We start from the raw sequence: 17439 nt of genomic DNA, 5'->3' as shown, positions 1-17439 counted from the left end.
AACGGTCCGCTCGTGTCACCCTGTCCCGGCGGTGCAGGCCTCCATCGCCCCTTCGATCTCGGCGGCGGAAAGGGCGCCGATCTCCGCGATGAACACGATCCGCGCCCGGGGCAGGTCCGGCGGCGGCGCTCCGGCCGGGGCCAGGGTCGCGCGGCCGCCGGCGAGCTGGAACAGGAACTGGCGGCCTGGCTGCTCCACGGTCTCGAACAGCCCCTTGGCGCGGGCGAGGCGGGGCGCGAGGCGGGCGATGGCCTGTTGCAGCCGGGGCAGCGAGAGAGGCCGGTCGGAGGTCCAGCTCAGCGTCTCGAAACGGTCGGCCACGGGGCGGCGGCGGCCGGGATCGCGCGGCGCGGGAACATGCGCCGGGTCGTCCGGGAAGAGGAGTTCCAGCGGCACCCGGCCCTGCGGCGCATCGACGGCGAGCGCCGCAGGGCGCTGCGCCTTCACGGCGGCGCGGACCCTGGCACGGTCGGCGTCCTCGGCGAGGTCCACCTTGCTCAGCGCCACCACATCGGCGGCGCGGAGCTGGGCGCGGAACAGCGGGTCCTCCAGCGCCTCCGACGTGGCCGTCGCATCCACCACGCAGAGCACGGTCTCCAGCGGCGCCTCGCGCCAGATCACCGGGTCCATGAGGTTGCGGACGATGTCCGAGGGCTCGGCCACGCCGCTGGTCTCGATCACGATGGCCTCCGGGCGCGGGTCGCGCCGCAGGAGGGTGGCCAGCGTGCGCAGCAGGTCGCCTTCCAGCGAGCAGCAGATGCAGCCGTTGGACAGGCTGACGACGCCGTCGCTGGCGCCGGCGACCAGTTCCGCGTCGATGTTGATCGCGCCGAAGTCGTTCACCACCGCGGCGATGCGCCGCCCCCCGGCATGGGCCAGGAGGTGGTTCACCACCGTGGTCTTGCCCGCCCCCAGGAAGCCGGCGACGAGCAGGACGGGGACGGGCATGCCGCTCAGCGCGTGATGGCGGGGCGGCGCACCGGCCGGCCGGGCCGCGCCGCCACGTCCATCACGCCGTCGGCGATCACCGGCACGCCGCTGACGATCAGGTGGCGCACGCCCTCGGCCGGGCGGTTCATCGCGGTGAACTCCGCCCTGTCGCTGAGCGTGTCGTAGTCGAAGACCACGACGTCGGCGTCGGCGCCCACGGCCAGGCGGCCCTTGCCGGCCATGGCGGGCGTGCTGGCCTCCAGGATCTGCGCCGGGATCAGCGAGACCTTGCGGATGCCCTCGATCAGCGGCACCGCCTGGCGCTCCCGCACCCAGCGGCGGATGAAGCGCGTGAAGCAGCCGGCGGAGCGCGGGTGGGAGGTCGCTTCCTCCGGCAGCGGCCAGGCATCGCCCGTGTAGGTGCTGCCATCCGGCATCGACCAGGGCATCGCGTCCGAGGCGATGGCGCCGTCCGGGTAGAGCACGGCCATGTCCAGCAGCTCGCGGTGGCGCTCGTTGTGCTCCGTGTCCAGCACGTGCCAGAGCACGAGCTGCGACGGGTCCTCGGCCTGCGCCGCCAGCAGTTCGTCACGATCGCGGAAGCGGTGGCCGTCCGTCACGCGCTGCACGGAATCGTAGCCGAGGCCGTTGCGGGATTCGAAATGCGGGTCGCTGAAGAAGGCCGCCGCCAGAACGGTGGAGCCGGTGCCGTAGGGATAGGCCTCGACGGTGATGTTCAGCCCCTTGAGCTGCGCGTTGCGCACCAGATCGTAGCAGCGGGCGATGTCTGTCTTGCTGGAGCTGTTGAAGTGGCAGATGTGCATGTGCGCGCCGGTCGCCGCGGCATAGCCGATCAGGCGGATATAGGCCTCGGCCGCGCTCTGCGGATCGATGCGCGCCATGTAGGCGACATGGGTGAAGGTCGGCACGTTCTTCGCGGCGGCGAGGCGGCAGACCTCGACCAGTTCCTGCACGCCGGCGCCGGGCGCGTAGGCGTTGAGGATGCCGATGCCGATGCCGCCCTCGTCGAGCCCCTGCGTGATGCGGTCGATGATGCCCGCGACCTCGGCCTCGGTCGCGATGTTGTCCATCCAGCGGCGGTCGCGCATGGCGCGGCCGAAGGCCTCCAGCGAGGATTCCTCGTTGGTGCCGACCATGGCGCCGATGCGGGCGAAGGCCCAGTTGGTGGCGGCACCGTAGTTCAGGATGCGCCCTTCCGCCGCCTGGCGCCTGTACCAGGATGCGACGGGCATCACGCCGGCTTCCAGGTCCAGCGTCGTGGTCACGCCGTCGAAGGCCTGCATGCGGTCGGCGGGGATGGACTGGCCATGCGCGTGCAGGTCGATGAAGCCCGGCGCGACCACGAGCCCCGTCGCGTCGATCACACGCTCGGCGCCGCCCAGCCCGGTGCCCAGGGCGGCGACCTTGCCGTCGATCAGGGCCACGTCGCCCACGGCATCCATCCCGCTCGCCGGGTCCACAACCCGGCCGCCGCTGATCACCAAGCCACCCATTCCGTCACCCCGCGCGCCAGACAACCGCCCGCGCACCGGGACGGCGGCGACGCGCGTGGTGCGTGCGGCCGGCCCGGTGCGGGCGCGGCACTAGAAACAGATTCTCCGGGGCTGGCAATCGCAGGGGCGGGTTTCCTGCGCGGGCCAGGGTAAGCCGCCGGCCGTGCCACTTCGAAGCTTTGGCACTTTAGGATTTTAGCCTTTTATCCGTCCGGACGACGCGATGGCCGGCAGGCCGGGGATCACCCGGGTCATGCTGGTGCAGGCGCGGTGAATCGCGCGGCGGCGAAGCGGTGTGTTGATTTTATTCCTATAGTCTGGGGTGGGTCCGGGAAGCAAGGGGTGTTTGGGGGCCGTGCCCGCCCCGTGCGGCGGGGGGCGCGTGGCCCGGGAGGTTTTCTTTCTTTTCCGGCGCTGCCGTATCCGTCCGTGCTGTGGGATCGGACCTTCGGGCCGACGGTTGCCGCGAGCCCCCCCCGGTCCAGGGCGCGCAGCGTCCTGGCGGATGGGGGGGCCGGGGGAAAGGCGGCGCCTTGTCCCCCGGGGGCTGGCCACGGAGCGTGACGCCCAGACCCTTGCAGGCCCGTGGGCCGGTGCGTTCCGCCATCCGGATCAGGCTGGCGCCGGCCTGGACGCGCCCTGGAAATGCGCCTTCAGGAAGGCGGCGAAGCGCGCGACCGCGAGGGAGGCGGGGCGGCGCGTGGGGGTGAGGAGCGTCAGGTCTTCGGCGAGGCGCGGCGCGAAGGGCCGGAGGAGGATGCCGCGGGGGCGGTTGTCCTCGGCGGTCAGGCGGTCCACCAGGGCGATGCCCATGCCCTCCATCACCAGGGCGCAGGCCGCCGAGGCGAGCGGCGCATCCACCCGGATGCGGGGCGCGATGCCATGCGCCGCCAGCTCGGCCTCCAGCCGCTGGCGGTAGCGGTCCGCTGCGGCCAGGGCCACCAGGGGCTCGTCGCGCAGGTCCGGCGGGCCGAGGCTGGGCTTCGCCGCGAGGGGGTGCCCGGGGGGCAGCACGCAGACCGCCTCCACGGACAGGAGGCATTCGCGGTGCAGGGCCTGGGCCGGGACCTCGAACTGCACCAGGCCGAGGTCGAGATGCCCCGCCACCAGGGATTGCGCGACCGAGAGCGAGTCCATGGTGCGGAGCGACAGGGACAGGCCCGGATGCTGCCGCAGGAAGCCCGCCACCACCCCGGGCAGCCAGCCCGCCGCCGCGGCATAGGGCGCGCCAAGGACGAGATGCCCCTGCCTGAGCCCCTTCAGGTCGCGCGCGAAGCGGGTCAGGTGCTCCAGGCCCAGGAAGGCGCGCTCGACCTCCTTGAAGAGGGCCTGCGCCTCGGGCGTGGGGACGAGGCGGCGGCGTTCGCGCAGGAAGACCGGGAAGCCGAGATCGCGCTCCATCTGCGCCAGCATCTTGCTCACCGCTGGCTGGGTGATGCCCAGGCGATCGGCGGCGCCGGTGATGGAGGAGCTGGTCATGACCGCGCGGAAGATCTCGCACTGGCGCAGGTTCATGCCGGGCCTCTTTCATAACCTTTTGGAATGAACCCTGGCATCACTGGTACTTTGACGGCAAGTGCCCGCCGCCCCTAGGCTCCGTCCAGGGACAGGACGACACCGGCGCATCGCGGCTCCACCAGGATTTCGGGGAAACCGGTCCGTGGGACGGGCGGCTGTCCGCCCGGCCTCGGCGGCCCGGCGTCCGCGGGCCGGGCGCGGAGGCCGGCACGCTGCCCCGACCAGGACATTCGGAGAGATACGGCATGAGCGGCCATCGTCGCGACATGAAGCTCGGGCTGAACATCGTGGTCAACGGCGCGCACTCGGCGGGCTGGCGGATGCCCGACGCGCAGGAGACCGCGGCCATGGACTTCGCGCTGTGGAAGCGCCTGGCCCAGGCGGCGGAGCGGGCGCGCTTCCACTTCATGTTCTGGGCGGACGGCATCGCGGTGCGCCATTCCGCCAAGAGCGACGACGAGCTGAGCTATCTCGCCCGCATCGACGTCTTCGAGCCGCTGACGCTGATCGGCGCCCTGTCGGCGGTGACGGAGCGGCTGGGCTTCGTGGCCAGCGCCTCGACCACCTACAACGAGCCCTATCACATCGCGCGCAAGTTCGCCTCGCTCGACCATATCAGCGGCGGCCGGGTGGGCTGGAACGTCGTGACATCCTGGAGCGAGCAGGAGGCGCACAACTTCGGCAGCGACCGGCTGCTGGCGCACGGGAACCGCTATCGCCGGGCCGAGGAGTTCGTCGATGTCGTCTTCGGCCTCTGGGATAGCTGGGAGGACGACGCCTTTATCCGCGACAAGGCCTCGGGCCGCTATTTCGATCCGGCGAAGCTGCACAACCTGCGCCATGAGGGCGAGCATTTCCGCGTGGCCGGGCCGCTGAACGTCGCGCGGCCGATCCAGGGCTATCCGGTGATCGCGCAGGCGGGGTCCTCGGGGCCCGGGCAGGTGCTGGGCTCGCGCATCGCGGACATCATCTATACCGCGCAGAAGTCGCGCGAGGATGCCGTTGCCTTCTACGGTAGCGTCAAGTCGCATGCCGCGGGCACGGGGCGCGACCCGGACAGCATGCTGGTGATGCCGGGCATCATGCCGATCCTGGGGCGCACGCGTGCCGAGGCGGAGGGCAGGTTCGCGCAGCTCCAGGACCTGATCCACGAATGCCTGGGCCTGCCGATGCTGGCGTCGTCCTTCGGCGACCTGTCCGGCCTGCCGCTGGACGGGCCGCTGCCCGCGCCGCTGGAGAACAGCAACGCGGTCAAGAGCGGGCACGAGAAGCTGGTGCGGATGGCGCGGCAGGAGGGCATGACGATCCGCAGGCTCTATCAGATCGTGGCCGGCGCCTCGGGGCACAACCTCGTGGTGGGCACGGCCGCCGACGTGGCCGACCTGATGGAGGACTGGTTCGCCGCGCGCGGCTGCGACGGGTTCAACATCATGGCCTCCCATCTTCCGGCGCCGGCCTACGAGGCCTTCGACTGGCTGGTGCCGGAGTTGCAGCGGCGTGGCCTGTTCCAGACCGAGTATGGCGGCGACGGCACCTTCCGCGGCAGCCTTGGCCTGCCGCGGCCGGCGCACGGCTCCCACCGCCAGCGGGCCTGAGCCCGGCGGCACGCCAGCGGGGCGGCGTGGTCCCGTCAGCCTTCGCGCCGCGCCGGCACGCGCCCGGCGGCGTGGTCGCCGGCGCTCATGGTGGGCAGGTCGAAGCGCTGGCGGGTGCCGGCATAGCCATGGCCGCCCATGCGGCCCACGGCATCGATGATTGCGGGATCGATGTGCAGGCGCCCGTCCACCGCGTCGGCGCGCAGATGCGCGTGGAGGACCTCGCCCAGCACGATCTCGCGGGAATTGCCGATCTCCAGGAAGGAATGCAGGCGGCATTCCAGCGCGGCGGGGGCGCGGGCGATCCAGGGGCAGGCGACGGCATGGCCGGGGCGGATCTCCAGCCCGGCCTCGGCCAATTCGTCCACACCCGGATCGAAGGGCGTGGCACAAACATTCATCGCTTCCACCAGTGCGTCGGAGACGATGTTGACGGTGAAGCAGCCCGTGTCGCGGATGTTGCGGCCGGTGTCCTTCGGCGAGCCGTCGGCGCGGAACTCGATGCCCAGGGCCACGATGGCCGGATCGGCGGAGAGGCAGTTGAAGAAGGAGAAGGGCGCCGCGTTCGCGCGCCCGTCCGCCCCGATCGTCGTCACCAGCGCGATGGGACGCGGCACGACGCTGCCGATCAGGATCTTGTAGCGTTCGCGCGGCGACAGGGCGGCGAAGTCGAAGCCCAGGCTTTCCGTGATACCGATGCTGGCGGTGTCGCTCATGTCTCGTTCCCTCGGCATCGCCGCCGGGCCGGGGCGGGGTCGGTGCGGCGGAATCCTATACAGAAGGCGCCGGGATGCCGTCGACCGCGCCTCTCCTGGGGTTCCGGCGCGGCGGCTTGAATCCGGGGCATGGCCGGCGCTTCATGGCGGCCTGCGATCCAGTGGCCCGGAAGTTGCGGATCGCCACGTCCCGCCTGGAGGAAACGCCCGCATGACGCATGACCTGCTGCTCCGGAACGTCCGGCCCATGGGGGGCGAGGCCACCGACGTGCTGGTCCGCGACGGGCGCGTGGCCGGATGGGGCGGCGGGCCGGATGCCCCCCTGGAGGCGCCTGGCGTGCCGGTGGAGGATGGCGCCGGGGCGCTGCTGGTCCCCGGCTTCGTCGAGGCGCACACCCATCTCGACAAGTCGCTCTGGGGCATGGGCTGGCGCCGGCACCAGGCCGGGCCGCGGCTGATCGACAAGATCGAGACCGAGCGGCGGCTGAAGAAGGAATGGGACATCGACCCGGCCCGCCAGTCGGCGCGGCAGGTGGTGCAGTCGCTGCGCATGGGCACGACGCATATCCGCACGCATGTGGATGTGGACGACGCGGTGGGCCTCGCGGGCATGGAGGGCGTGCTCGCCACCCGGGCCGCCTATGCCGGGGTGATGGAGATCGAGACCGTCGCCTTTCCGCAATCCGGGCTGATGGTCCGCCCGGGCGTGGCGGCGCTGATGGAGGAGGCGATGCGCATGGGCGCGGATGTGGTGGGCGGGCTCGATCCCTGCGCCATCGACCGCGACCCGAAGGGGCAGCTCGACGTGGTGTTCGGCCTGGCCGAGCGCTTCGGCAGGCCGGTGGACATCCACCTGCACGAGCCAGGGCAGCTCGGCGCCTTCAGCCTGGATCTGATCATCGAGCGCACCCGGGCGCTGGGCATGGAGGGGCGGGTGACGGTGAGCCATGCCTTCTGCCTGGGCGACCCGGACCCGGCGCTGGTGAACCCGCTGCTGGAGCGGATCGCGGCGCTGGACATCGCCATCGCCACCACCGCGCCCGCCAGTCGCCCGGTGCCCGCCGCCGCCACGCTGCGCGGCCTGGGCATCCGCCTTTGCGCGGGCTCCGACGGCATCCGCGACACCTGGGGCCCCTATGGCAATGCCGACATGCTGGAGCGCGCGATGCTGATCGGGCTGCGCAACAACTTCCGCCGGGACGAGGAGGTGGAGATGGCGCTGGACATCTGCACCCGGGGCGGCGCCAGGGTGATGCGGCTGGAGGGCTATGGGATCGAGCCCGGCTGCCGGGCGGATCTCGTGCTGGTGGATGGGGAATCGCTGGCCGAGGCCGTGGCCGCCCGCCCGCCGCGGCGCCTCGTGGTCAAGCGCGGCCGGGTGGTGGCGCGCAACGGCGTCTCCCTGGTCGAGGCGCCCTGACCCCTGGCCCCTGACTCCCTTGGCCCGCCCCACCGCGATGTGAATTGCGCCCCGCCCCCGGGCATGGTCCGGCGCCGCCCGGAACGGCGGCGCGGGCCGGGTTTCCTGGTATGCTCGCGGCTTCCACGGCGGAAAGGCGAGGCGCATGGCTCAGGACCGCAGTCACAAGACCATGCTCGGCAACCACCGGCTGAGCCCCGAAACGCTGATGCTGGGCTATGGCTACGACCCGGCCCTGTCGGAAGGCGCGGTGAAGCCGCCGGTCTTCCTCACCTCCACCTTCGTCTTCCGCTCGGCGGAGGAAGGGCGGGACTATTTCGACGTGGTGGCCGGGCGCAAGCCGGCGCCGGAGGGCGGGGCGGGGCTGGTCTATTCCCGCTTCAACCACCCGAACAGCGAGATCGTGGAGGAGCGGCTGGCCCTCTACGAGGGGGCGGAGGGCGGGCTGCTCTTCGCCTCCGGCATGGCCGCGATCGCCACCACCATCCTGGCCCATGCGCGGCCGGGGCAGGTCATCCTGCACAGCCAGCCGCTCTATGGCGGCACGGAAACGCTGCTGGCCCGCACCCTGGCGGAATACGGTATCCTGGCCGAGGGCTTCTCCCAGGGCACCGATGCCGGTGCCGTGCGGGCGGCGGCGGAACGGGCCATGGCGCGCGGCCCGGTGGCGATGGTCCTGGCGGAGACCCCGTCCAACCCGCTGAACACGCTGGTGGACCTCGCCCTGCTGCGGGCGGAGGCCGAGCGCATCGCGGCGGCCCAGGGCGGAAAGCGTCCGCTGCTGCTTTGCGACAACACCCTGCTCGGCCCGGTCTTCCAGACACCGCTGGCGCAGGGGGCGGATATCTCGCTCTATTCGCTGACCAAGTATGTCGGCGGGCACAGCGACCTGATCGCCGGCGCGGCACTGGGATCACGCGCGGTGCTGCAACCGGTGCGGCTGCTGCGCGGCGCCATCGGCACGCAGCTCGACCCGCATTCCTGCTGGATGATCGGCCGCTCGCTGGAAACGCTGTCGCTGCGGATGCGGGCGGCGGCGGCCAATGCCGAGGCGGTGGCGGAGTTCCTGTCCGGGCATCCGCATGTGAGCCGGGTTCATGCGCTGGGGCCGGACCGGGGCGACGAGGCCACGCGGCGGGTCTATGCGGCGCAGTGCAGCGGCCCCGGCTCGACCTTCAGCATCGAGCTGCGGGGCGGGCAGGACGAGGCCTTCCGCATGCTCAACGCGCTGCGGGTCTTCAAGCTGGCGGTCAGCCTGGGCGGGACGGAGTCGCTGATCAGTCATCCGGCCTCCACCACCCATTCCGGTGTGCCGGCCGAGCTGCGGACGCGGATCGGCGTCACCGACGGGCTGGTGCGGCTGAGCATCGGCATCGAGAACCCGGACGACCTGATCGCCGATCTCGCCCAGGCCCTGGCGACGCTGGACGGGGATGGCGAGGGGCAGGCCCCCAGGGGGATGATGGGAGGATGATAGGGCGGTAACGGGGGAGTGGGCGGGGGCGGCCCTGGCCAAGCCCGGCCGTTCATGCGAAGGCTTCGCAACAACTTCGCGGCCTTCGCCGCCCGGCCGGGCGGGTGGCCACCGGAAAGGCGTTGCGCCATGCCCGAGACATCCTCTCCCCCCTCCCCCTGCCCGCGCCGCCGCCGGACCGTGCTGCGGCACGGGCTGGTCCTGGTCCTTTCCGCCATGGCGGCCCCGTTGGCGACGCCCGCGGTGCTGCGGGCGCAGGAAGCGCCCCGCCTGCGCGACCTGCTGGGCCGGGAGATCGCCCTGAAGCAGCCGGCCCGGCGGATCGCCCTGGGCCAGGGGCGCCATCTCGCCGTGCTGAACCTGCTGCATCCCGACCCGGCCAGCCTCGTCGTCGGCTGGGCGGACGACATGCGCCGGGGCGAGGGGGCGGAGTACCAGGCCTATCTGCGCCGCTTCCCGGCGCTGGACCGGCTGCCGGTGCTGGGCTTCTCCACCGGGGTCGGGGTGCTGGAGCAGCTTCTGACGGTGAAGCCGGACCTGCTGCTGCTGAGCCGCCGCAACGTCGCCAGCCTGGGCGGCGGCACGGCGGCGGCCAGCTTCTTCGCGCCGCTGGAGGCGGCGGGCGTCGCCGTGGCGGTGGTGGATTTCTTTGTCCGCCCGCTGCGCGACACGGAGCCGAGCCTGGAGATCCTGGGCCAACTGCTGGGGCGGGAGGAACAGGCCGGTGCTTTCCTGGAGTTCTATCGCGCGCGGATGCGGGCGGTGCAGGCGCGCCTCGCCGGGATCGGCGAGAACCGGCCCCGGGTGATGATGCAGGCCCATGCCGGCGGGCTGGCCTGCTGCTTCTCCCCGGGCCGCGGGGTCTATGACGACTTCATCCGCTTCGCCGGCGGGCACAATATCGGCGCGGACAGCATCGCCACCGAAACCGGCCAGCTCAGCCTGGAATACGTGCTGACCCAGGACCCGCATGTCTATATCGCCACCGGCGGCCCCTATGGCGGGCGCGGCGGGGTGAGCCTGGGCGCCGGGGTCGATCCCGCCCTGGCCCGGTCGAGCCTGGCGCAGGTGATCGAGAGCCAGCACCTTTCCGGCCTCAGCGCCGTGAAGCAGGGCCGGGCCCATGCGCTCTGGCACGCCTTCAACGACTCGCCGACCCACCTCATGGCCATCGAGGCCATGGCACGCTGGTTCCATCCGGAGGCCACGGCCGGGATCGACCCCGCCGCCACGCTGGCCACGCTGAACCAGCGCTTCGCCGCCGTGCCGATGCAGGGGACCTACTGGACCAACCTGAAGGCCTGAACCGCCCCTTCGGGCGTCGTGCTTCGTGGCTGGCCGCCGGAGAGCGTGGCTCTCCGGCGCGATCCGGCATCAGCAAGCGCCAACGAACGGGAGGTCCAGGACCCTCAGGGTCCTGGCGGATAAGGGGGTCCGGGGGAAAAGGCGGAGCCTTGTCCCCCGGGGACGACGCCGAACGTGGAGCGCGACCGGCGGAGGGGGCGATGCTTTCCCGGCCGATCCGCATGCGGACCATTGTGGAGGTGGCGACATTCTTGCTCTGCTTCCCTTGGCGGGGCCGGTGCATCCGGGCTCCGGGGGACAGCAAGGGGGTAGACATCCGATGGACGACCAGACCAGCCGCGCCAATCTCGTCCGGCGCGGCTTTTTCGGCCTGTCGGCGCTGGGCGCCGCGATGGGGACGGGGCTGGGCCTGCTCACGCCCAGGGCGGCGCATGCCCAGGCGGCGGGCAGGAGCCGGCTGCAGGTGGTGAAGGACCGCGGCAAGCTGATCGTCGGAACCGGCAGCACCAACCCGCCCTGGCATTTCGAGGATTCGAGCGGGAAGCTGGTGGGCATGGACATCGACCTCGCCCGGCTGCTGGCGAAGAACCTGTTCGACGACTACGACAAGGTGGAGTTCGTGCTGCAGGGCTCCGATGCGCGCATCCCGAGCCTGATCACCGACAAGGTGGACATCGTGGTGCAGTGGATGACCGTCACCGGCGGCCGCGCGCAGCAGGTGGAGTTCACCATCCCCTATTACCGCGAGGGCGTGAGCCTGCTGCTGCTGGCGCGCGGCGGCAAGTACAAGAACTTCGAGGAACTGAAGGCCGCGGGCGGCGCCGTGACCATCGGCGGCATGCAGAACGTCTTCCTGGAGGAATGGGTGCACAAGGCGCTGCCCCAGGCCAAGGTGGATGCCTTCGAGAGTCCGGATGCCACGATCCAGGCGCTGAACGCCCGGCGCATCGACGCGGCGATGTCGGACCAGTCGGCCTCGCGCTGGCTGATGCAGCAGGCGCCCGGCCGCTTCGTCGATTCGGGCTATGGCTGGATGCCGAACTCCTATGCCTCCGCCGTCAAGCCCGGCGACCCGGTGTGGCTGAACTACGTCAACACCGTGTACAAGGAAGCGATGATGGGCGTCGACTTCGACTACTTCGCCGCCTCCTACAAGAAGTGGTTCGGCATCGAGCTGCCGACGCCCAAGGTCGGTTTCCCGAGCGAGTTCTCCTGATCCTTCCGCCGCGCCGGGACGGGAACGCCCCGGCGGGGCCTGCATCCCGCTGCGATGCACACCAACGGATGGAACATTCCCGGCCGGCGCGGCCGCGCCGGGAATGTCCTGGGCGATCGGGACAGGCATGATCGACTATCACTTCGACTGGTCCGTCATCTGGCGGAACTGGGACCGTTTCGCGGCCGCGCTCGGCCTGGGCCTCGGGCTGGCGATCGCCTCGCTGGCCATCGGCACGGTGATCGGGCTGTTCTGCGCCATGGGGCGCGTCTATGGGCCGCGCTGGGTGAGCTGGCCGGTCTGGGCCTATGTGGAGGTCATCCGCAACACGCCGCTGCTGCTGCTGGTCTTCTTCATCTATTTCGGCCTGCCGGAACTGGGCATCTACGGGCTGGACAAGGTCCAGTCCTTCATCTTCACCCTGTCCATCTATGCCGGCGCCTATATGTGCGAGGTCTTCCGCGCCGGCCTGGGCACGGTGCCGCGGCAGTACATGGAGGCGGCCAAGGCCATCGGCATGCGGCCCTGGCAGCGGCAGCGCTACGTCATCCTGCCCGTCACCTTCCGCATCACCCTTCCCGCGATCAGCAACAACCTGATCTCGCTGTTCAAGGACACCTCGCTCGCCGCTGCCATCGCGGTGCCGGAGCTGACCTTCACGGCGCGGCAGATCAACGCCAACACCTTCCGCGTGATGGAATCCTGGCTCACCGCCAGCGCGCTCTACCTCGTCACCGCCTATGCGATCGCCCTGCTGCTGCGGCAGGTCGAGCGCCGCTATGCCGTGATCCGCTGAAGGAGGGCGGGGATGGATCTCGACCTCTTTCTTGAACAGGCCTGGCTGGCCCGCTTCTCGCTGCTTTCCGGCCTCCAGGTGACGCTCGGCACCTCGCTGCTCAGCATCCTCCTCGCCACCCTGGCCGGGCTGGCGATGGGGGCCGTGCTCGCCTATGCCTGGGCGCCGTTCCGCTGGCTGGCGCGGGCCTATGTGGATTTCATGCGCGGCATTCCGGTGCTGGTGCTGATCCTGTTCACCTTCTATGGGCTGGCGCTGTTCAAGGTGAACGTGACGCCCTTCGCCGCCGGGGTGATCGCGCTGTCCGCCTTCGCCACGGCGCATGTGGCGGAGAACCTGCGCGGCGCGCTGCAATCCGTGCCCGCCGGGCAGATGGAGGCAGCCAAGGCCATCGGCCTGACCTTCCCGAAGAGGCTCTGGTACGTGATCATCCCGCAGGCGGTGCGCCGGGCCCTGCCGCCCTGGGTGAACATCTGCCTGGAGATCGTGAAGGGCTCCACGCTGCTCTCGGTGATCGGGGTGGTGGAGCTGCTGCTGGCGACGCAGCAGGCGATCGCACGCAACTACATGATCATCCAGTTCTACCTGCTCGCCGCCATCCTCTACCTGATCGTCAACTTCGCCATCGCCCAGATCGGCGCGCTGCTGGAGCGGCGTTTCTCCTATATCCGGAACTGAGAGCCCCGATGATGAGCCAGAGCGACGGCGCCCAGCCCCTTCTCCGCGCGCGTGGCGTGCACAAGAGCTTCGGTCCGGTCGAGGTGCTGAAGGGCATCGACCTCGACGTGCACCAGGGGCAGGTGGTGGCGCTGATCGGCGCCTCCGGCTCCGGCAAGACCACCTTCCTGCGCTGCGTGAACCTGCTGGAGGAACATGATGGCGGCGAGATCCTGCTGGATGGCGACCCGGTCGGCTACCGCGTCGAGAACGGGCGGCGGCGGCGGATGGGCGAGGCGGCGGTTTCCGCCCAGCGCGCCCGCATCGGCATGGTGTTCCAGAGCTTCAACCTCTTTCCGCACCTGACGGCGGAGGAGAACGTGATGCTCGGCCTCGTCCGCGTGCTGGGCAAGGGCAAGGCGGAGGCGCGCGACATCGCCGGGCACTGGCTGGACCGCGTGGGACTGGGGCCGCGGCGCGGGCACTATCCCTACCAGCTTTCCGGCGGGCAGCAGCAGCGCGTGGCCATCGCGCGGGCCGTGGCCATGCAGCCGCGCCTGCTGCTCTTCGACGAGGTGACCTCCGCCCTCGACCCCGAGCTGGTGGCCGAGGTGCTGGGCGTGATGCAGAACCTCGCCGAGAGCGGCATGACCATGCTCCTGGTCAGCCACGAGATGCTCTTCGTGCGCGACGTGTCGCACCATGTCGTCTTCATGGATGGCGGCCGCGTCGCCCAGGCCGGGCCGCCGAAGGAGATCTTCGGCAACCCGTCCAGCGACAGGCTGCGGAGCTTCCTCGGGCGCTTCCACGGCCTGTTCGGGCATGCCGGCTGATCCCGGGAGGCGCGACGCCGGACCCGTCAGGCGCTGCGCCGGACGTTCCAGAAGACCGGGAAGGCCCGGTGTCCTGTCGTGGTGTGCGTCCGGCGCAGCAAGCGATGTGCCAGCCGCGGCCTCGGAGGCGCCCCTGGCCGTTGCACTTCGCGGCGGGCCGCCTCTCGCCCCACAAGGGAACGGCGCCAGGATGGAGGAGCCATCCTGGCGCCGCGCGTCACGGCCGGCTGGAGGTCGGGTTGGTGCCGCCGGAAGCGTTGCTGAACCCGGTGCGGGGCACCGGCTCGGGGTGCTTCGGCAGGTTCGCGCGCACCCGCGCCACCTGTTCGGCCGTCACCGCGGGGGCGGTGTTGCTCCAGGCGCTGCGCACGAAGCTGGCCAGAGTCGCCACTTCCTCGTCCGACAGGCGGAAGGCGAAGCCCGGCATCGGCAGCACGGAGGGCGCCCGCTCGGTCGAGGGCGTGGCCGCGCCGCCGAGGATCGTGGTGATCAGCCCGGTGGGGTTCTCCGCGTTCACGATGGAGGCTCCGTCGAGGCGCGGGAAGACCGTGGTCCCGCCATGGCCGGTGACGAAGTGGCAGGCGTTGCAGTTGTCGAGATAGAGGCGCTCGCCCGGCGTCAGGTCGACCGCCGCGGTCAGCTTCGCCTGGGTCTGGCGCTGCCCGTCCGGCCTGGGCTGCACCGCCGGCATGGCGTTGGGGATCGACTTCAGATAGGCGCCGATCGCGTGCAGGTCGGCATCGTTCATGTAGTTCATGCTGTGCTCGACCACGGACTTCATCTCGCCGCCGACGGCGGAGACGCGGTTCCGCCCCTTGCCGAGATAGTCGGCGATGTCCTGCACGTTCCAGGTCGCCACGCCGCGCGCGGCCTCGCCGCCGGCGCGCAGCTGCGGCGTGTGCCAGCCGTTCAGCTCGGTGCCGGCGAGGAAATGCGGGTCGCTGGCGGTGAAGCCGCGCTCCTGCATGGTGAAGGCGCGCGGCGTGTGGCAGGTGCCGCAATGCCCCAGCCCCTCGACCAGATAGGCGCCGCGGTTGATCTCGTCGCTCACCTGCGGGTTCGGCTGGAAGGTGCCGGTGGGCAGGAAGGCCCAGTTCCAGAGCGACATGCCCCAGCGCTGGTTGAAGGGGAAGCTGAGCTTCGTCTCCTCCGGCCTGTTCACGACCGGCTCCACACCCTTCATGAAGAAGGTGTAGAGCGCGTGCATGTCCTCGTCGGTGATCAGCCGGTAGGAGGGGTAGGGCATCGCCGGGTAGAGGTTGGTGCCATCGGCTCGCCGGCCCTGGCGCAGCGCGGCGGCGAACTGTGCCTCGGTGTAGTTGCCGATGCCGGTCTGCTTGTCGGGCGTGATGTTGGTGGTGACGATCCGGCCGAGATCGCTCTCGATCGGCAGGCCGCCGGCGAAGGGCTTGCCGCCCGGCCCGGTGTGGCAGGCCACGCAGTCACCGGCGCGGGCGAGGTAGGCGCCCTTCTCGATCAGCGCCTTCTCGCCGGCGGAGGGCTGCTGCGCCGGGCCGGACGAAGCCGGGGCCGGCTGAGCCAGTGTCGTCTGAGCCAGTGTCGTCTGAGCCAGGGCCAGCTGAGCCAGGGCCGGGCCCGCGAGGGCGGCGAGGAGGCCGGCGGCGAGCAGGAGGGGTTTCCGCTTGGTCATGGCCCCGTTCCTCACGCCTGCACCAGGGGGCCAGGGTTCTTCAGGTACTGCTCGGTGATCGCCTTGACGGACCAGTAGGTCATGGCGCCGATCATGCTGGTCGGGTTGCCCTGGAAGTTCTGCGGGAAGGCATTGCCGCCGGGGACGAAGACGTTGTGCACGTCCCAGCTCTGCAGGTAGCGGTTGATGGCGGAATCCACCGGCGTCTCGCCCGCCACGGCGCCGCCGACGTTGTGCGTGGAGATGTAGGGCCGCGTGTCCCAGTGCGAATCCATCTTCAGGAAGCTCTCGGTGAAGCTGTCCGGATTCAGCTCCTTCGTGATCTCCAGCACGCGCTCGCGCAGGAAGCGCTGCAGCTTCAGCTCGTTCTCCTTCCAGTCGAAGGTGATGCGCAGCAGCGGCTGGCCGTAGGGGTCCTTGTAGGTCGGGTCGAGGTCCAGGTAGTTGCCGCGGTAGGACATGCAGGTCGTCGAGATGCTGACCTTCATGGAATGCCCGTACCAGTCCTTCATCGCCTTCTTCCAGCCGGCGCCCCAGGCGGGGGTCCCGGCGGGCAGCGAGGCGCCGATCGGCGCGCCGCCGGCCTGGGAGCTGTGCAGCTTCGCACCGCCGATGAAGCCATAGGGCGCGGCGTCGAAGTTGCCGGGCGAGAAGTCGTTGATCATCTGCCCCGTCGGCCCGGCGGCGACGAAGGGGTTGAAGTGCTTGTCCTTGTAGAAGAGCGTCGTGCCGCCGTTGCTCAGGAAGGCATAGTTGCGGCCGACCACACCCTCGCCCGTATGGGGGTCGTAGGGCGTGCCGATGCCGGACAGCAGCATCAGGCGCACGTTGTTGTACTGGAAGGTGCTGAGGATGACGATGCTGGCGGGCTGGAAGACTTCCTGTCCCTGCTCGTCGATATAGGTCACGCCCTTGGCGGTCTTGCGGTCGTCGTGCAGGTCCACGCGGAGGACATGGGCGTTGACCTCGTAGGAGAAGTTCGGCAGGCGCCGCGCCGCGTCCAGGATGGTCGTCTGCGGCGAGGCCTTGGAGTAGTTCAGGCAGTAGTAGTCGCTGCAGAAGCCGCAGTAGTTGCAGGGCGCGATCTGCACGCCGTAGGGGTTGGTGTGGGGCCCTGAAGCCGCGGCGGAGGGGTTCGGGAAGGGATGGTAGCCCTTCTTCCGCGCCGCCTCGGCGAACATCGTGTTGTTCAGCGTATCCTTCAGCGGCGGCATGGGAAAGGGATTCGAGCGCGGCCCCTCGAAGGGATCGCCGCCTTCCATGATCTGGCCGCGCAGGTTCCCCGTGGCGCCGGAGGCGCCGCAGACCTTGTCGAAATGGTCCATGAAGGGCTCCATTTCCTCCCAGGTGAAGGGGAAGTCCTGGATCTGCAGGTCCTCCTGCAACTGGCCGGGCTTGTAGGCCTGGTCGACGAAGGTCTTGAGCTTCAGGTCCGTGGGCGTCGGACGGATCAGCACGCCGGTCCAGTGAACGCCGGCGCCGCCGACGCCGTTGCCGGGCTTGAAGGCGCCCCAGGTGCGGGTCGGCAGCGCGACCTCGTCGGTGTTGTGCCGCACCGTCGTCGCCATCTGGCGCGGGCGGGCGAAGACCTTCTGGCGGATGGAATAGGCGAGCTGGTCGGCAGGCTTGGGGTAGAGGTGGCCGGCATTGGTCCGCTCGGGACCGCTTTCGAGGGCGCGGACCTTGAGACCGGCGCGGGCCAGCTCGATGCTCATGATCGAACCGGACCAGCCCAGTCCGACAACCACCGCATCGACGGCGTCCTTGACGATAGCCATGGGAAAAATCCTAGCGGGAGGGGCGCGTCACCGGAG

14 protein-coding genes are annotated in these 17439 nt (G+C 70.5%); 8 read left to right on the top strand and 6 right to left on the bottom strand.

The annotated features are described in order from the left end of the window. Positions 1-15: 15 nt before the first annotated feature. The 3 genes from CTJ15_RS19020 to CTJ15_RS19010 all read right to left on the bottom strand — a co-directional run bounded on the left by CTJ15_RS19020 (position 16) and on the right by CTJ15_RS19010 (position 3959). Entirely contained in the window at positions 16-948 is a 933-nt protein-coding gene (locus CTJ15_RS19020; protein WP_058389227.1) for a GTP-binding protein, read from the bottom strand. Positions 949-953: 5 nt separating this feature from the next. After that, positions 954-2444 carry an amidohydrolase family protein gene (locus tag CTJ15_RS19015; RefSeq protein WP_075821620.1) on the bottom strand — a complete coding sequence of 497 codons (1491 nt, stop codon included), beginning with the start codon at positions 2442-2444 and terminating at the stop codon, positions 954-956. A 612-nt stretch (positions 2445-3056) separates the two neighbouring features. Then, a complete protein-coding gene (locus CTJ15_RS19010) occupies positions 3057-3959 on the bottom strand; it encodes a LysR substrate-binding domain-containing protein (RefSeq protein WP_075821621.1) in 903 nt (300 codons plus the stop codon). A 248-nt stretch (positions 3960-4207) separates the two neighbouring features. Here CTJ15_RS19010 and CTJ15_RS19005 point away from each other — a divergent pair, with 248 nt between their 5' ends. Beyond that, positions 4208-5557, top strand: a complete 1350-nt coding sequence (locus tag CTJ15_RS19005) for an LLM class flavin-dependent oxidoreductase (protein WP_193009620.1) — start codon at positions 4208-4210, stop codon at positions 5555-5557. 35 nt (positions 5558-5592) lie between these two features. On the opposite strand, the gene CTJ15_RS19000 is transcribed toward CTJ15_RS19005, so the two are convergent. Next, positions 5593-6273 (bottom strand): flavin reductase family protein, encoded by a 681-nt coding sequence (locus CTJ15_RS19000; protein ID WP_075821622.1) that lies wholly within the window; start codon positions 6271-6273, stop codon positions 5593-5595. Positions 6274-6484: 211 nt separating this feature from the next. Between CTJ15_RS19000 and CTJ15_RS18995 the strand changes: the two genes are divergently transcribed. The 7 genes from CTJ15_RS18995 to CTJ15_RS18965 all read left to right on the top strand — a co-directional run bounded on the left by CTJ15_RS18995 (position 6485) and on the right by CTJ15_RS18965 (position 13974). Beyond that, complete coding sequence (locus CTJ15_RS18995; RefSeq protein ID WP_075821623.1) at positions 6485-7693, top strand: amidohydrolase family protein; 1209 nt, start codon at positions 6485-6487, stop codon at positions 7691-7693. A gap of 145 nt (positions 7694-7838) precedes the next feature. After that, a complete protein-coding gene (locus CTJ15_RS18990; RefSeq protein ID WP_075821624.1) occupies positions 7839-9167 on the top strand; it encodes a cystathionine gamma-synthase family protein in 1329 nt (442 codons plus the stop codon). Positions 9168-9296: 129 nt separating this feature from the next. Continuing rightward, on the top strand, positions 9297-10472 hold the full coding sequence (locus CTJ15_RS18985; protein WP_083755398.1) for an ABC transporter substrate-binding protein: 1176 nt from the start codon (positions 9297-9299) through the stop codon (positions 10470-10472). Positions 10473-10791: 319 nt separating this feature from the next. Then, entirely contained in the window at positions 10792-11688 is an 897-nt protein-coding gene (locus tag CTJ15_RS18980; protein ID WP_075821625.1) for a transporter substrate-binding domain-containing protein, read from the top strand. A 130-nt stretch (positions 11689-11818) separates the two neighbouring features. Next, on the top strand, positions 11819-12484 hold the full coding sequence (locus tag CTJ15_RS18975; protein ID WP_026033537.1) for an amino acid ABC transporter permease: 666 nt from the start codon (positions 11819-11821) through the stop codon (positions 12482-12484). Positions 12485-12496: 12 nt separating this feature from the next. Continuing rightward, a complete protein-coding gene (locus tag CTJ15_RS18970; RefSeq protein ID WP_019462946.1) occupies positions 12497-13162 on the top strand; it encodes an amino acid ABC transporter permease in 666 nt (221 codons plus the stop codon). An 8-nt stretch (positions 13163-13170) separates the two neighbouring features. Next, positions 13171-13974: an amino acid ABC transporter ATP-binding protein gene (locus CTJ15_RS18965; RefSeq protein ID WP_019462947.1), complete on the top strand. Its 804-nt coding sequence runs from the start codon at positions 13171-13173 to the stop codon at positions 13972-13974. Between the two features lie 217 nt (positions 13975-14191). Here CTJ15_RS18965 and CTJ15_RS18960 read toward each other — a convergent pair whose 3' ends face one another. Together CTJ15_RS18960 and CTJ15_RS18955 are read right to left on the bottom strand one after the other, a co-directional pair. After that, positions 14192-15625 carry a cytochrome c gene (locus tag CTJ15_RS18960; protein WP_019462949.1) on the bottom strand — a complete coding sequence of 478 codons (1434 nt, stop codon included), beginning with the start codon at positions 15623-15625 and terminating at the stop codon, positions 14192-14194. An 11-nt stretch (positions 15626-15636) separates the two neighbouring features. After that, positions 15637-17403, bottom strand: coding sequence for a GMC family oxidoreductase (locus tag CTJ15_RS18955; RefSeq protein WP_019462950.1), 1767 nt, complete (start codon positions 17401-17403; stop codon positions 15637-15639). Positions 17404-17439: the final 36 nt, after the last annotated feature.

Source organism: Roseomonas sp. FDAARGOS_362 (assembly GCF_002754815.1).
Classification (GTDB): domain Bacteria; phylum Pseudomonadota; class Alphaproteobacteria; order Acetobacterales; family Acetobacteraceae; genus Roseomonas; species Roseomonas mucosa.
The sequence above is the reverse complement of the archived record's forward strand: the minus strand, read 5'-3'. Positions and strand labels throughout refer to the sequence as shown.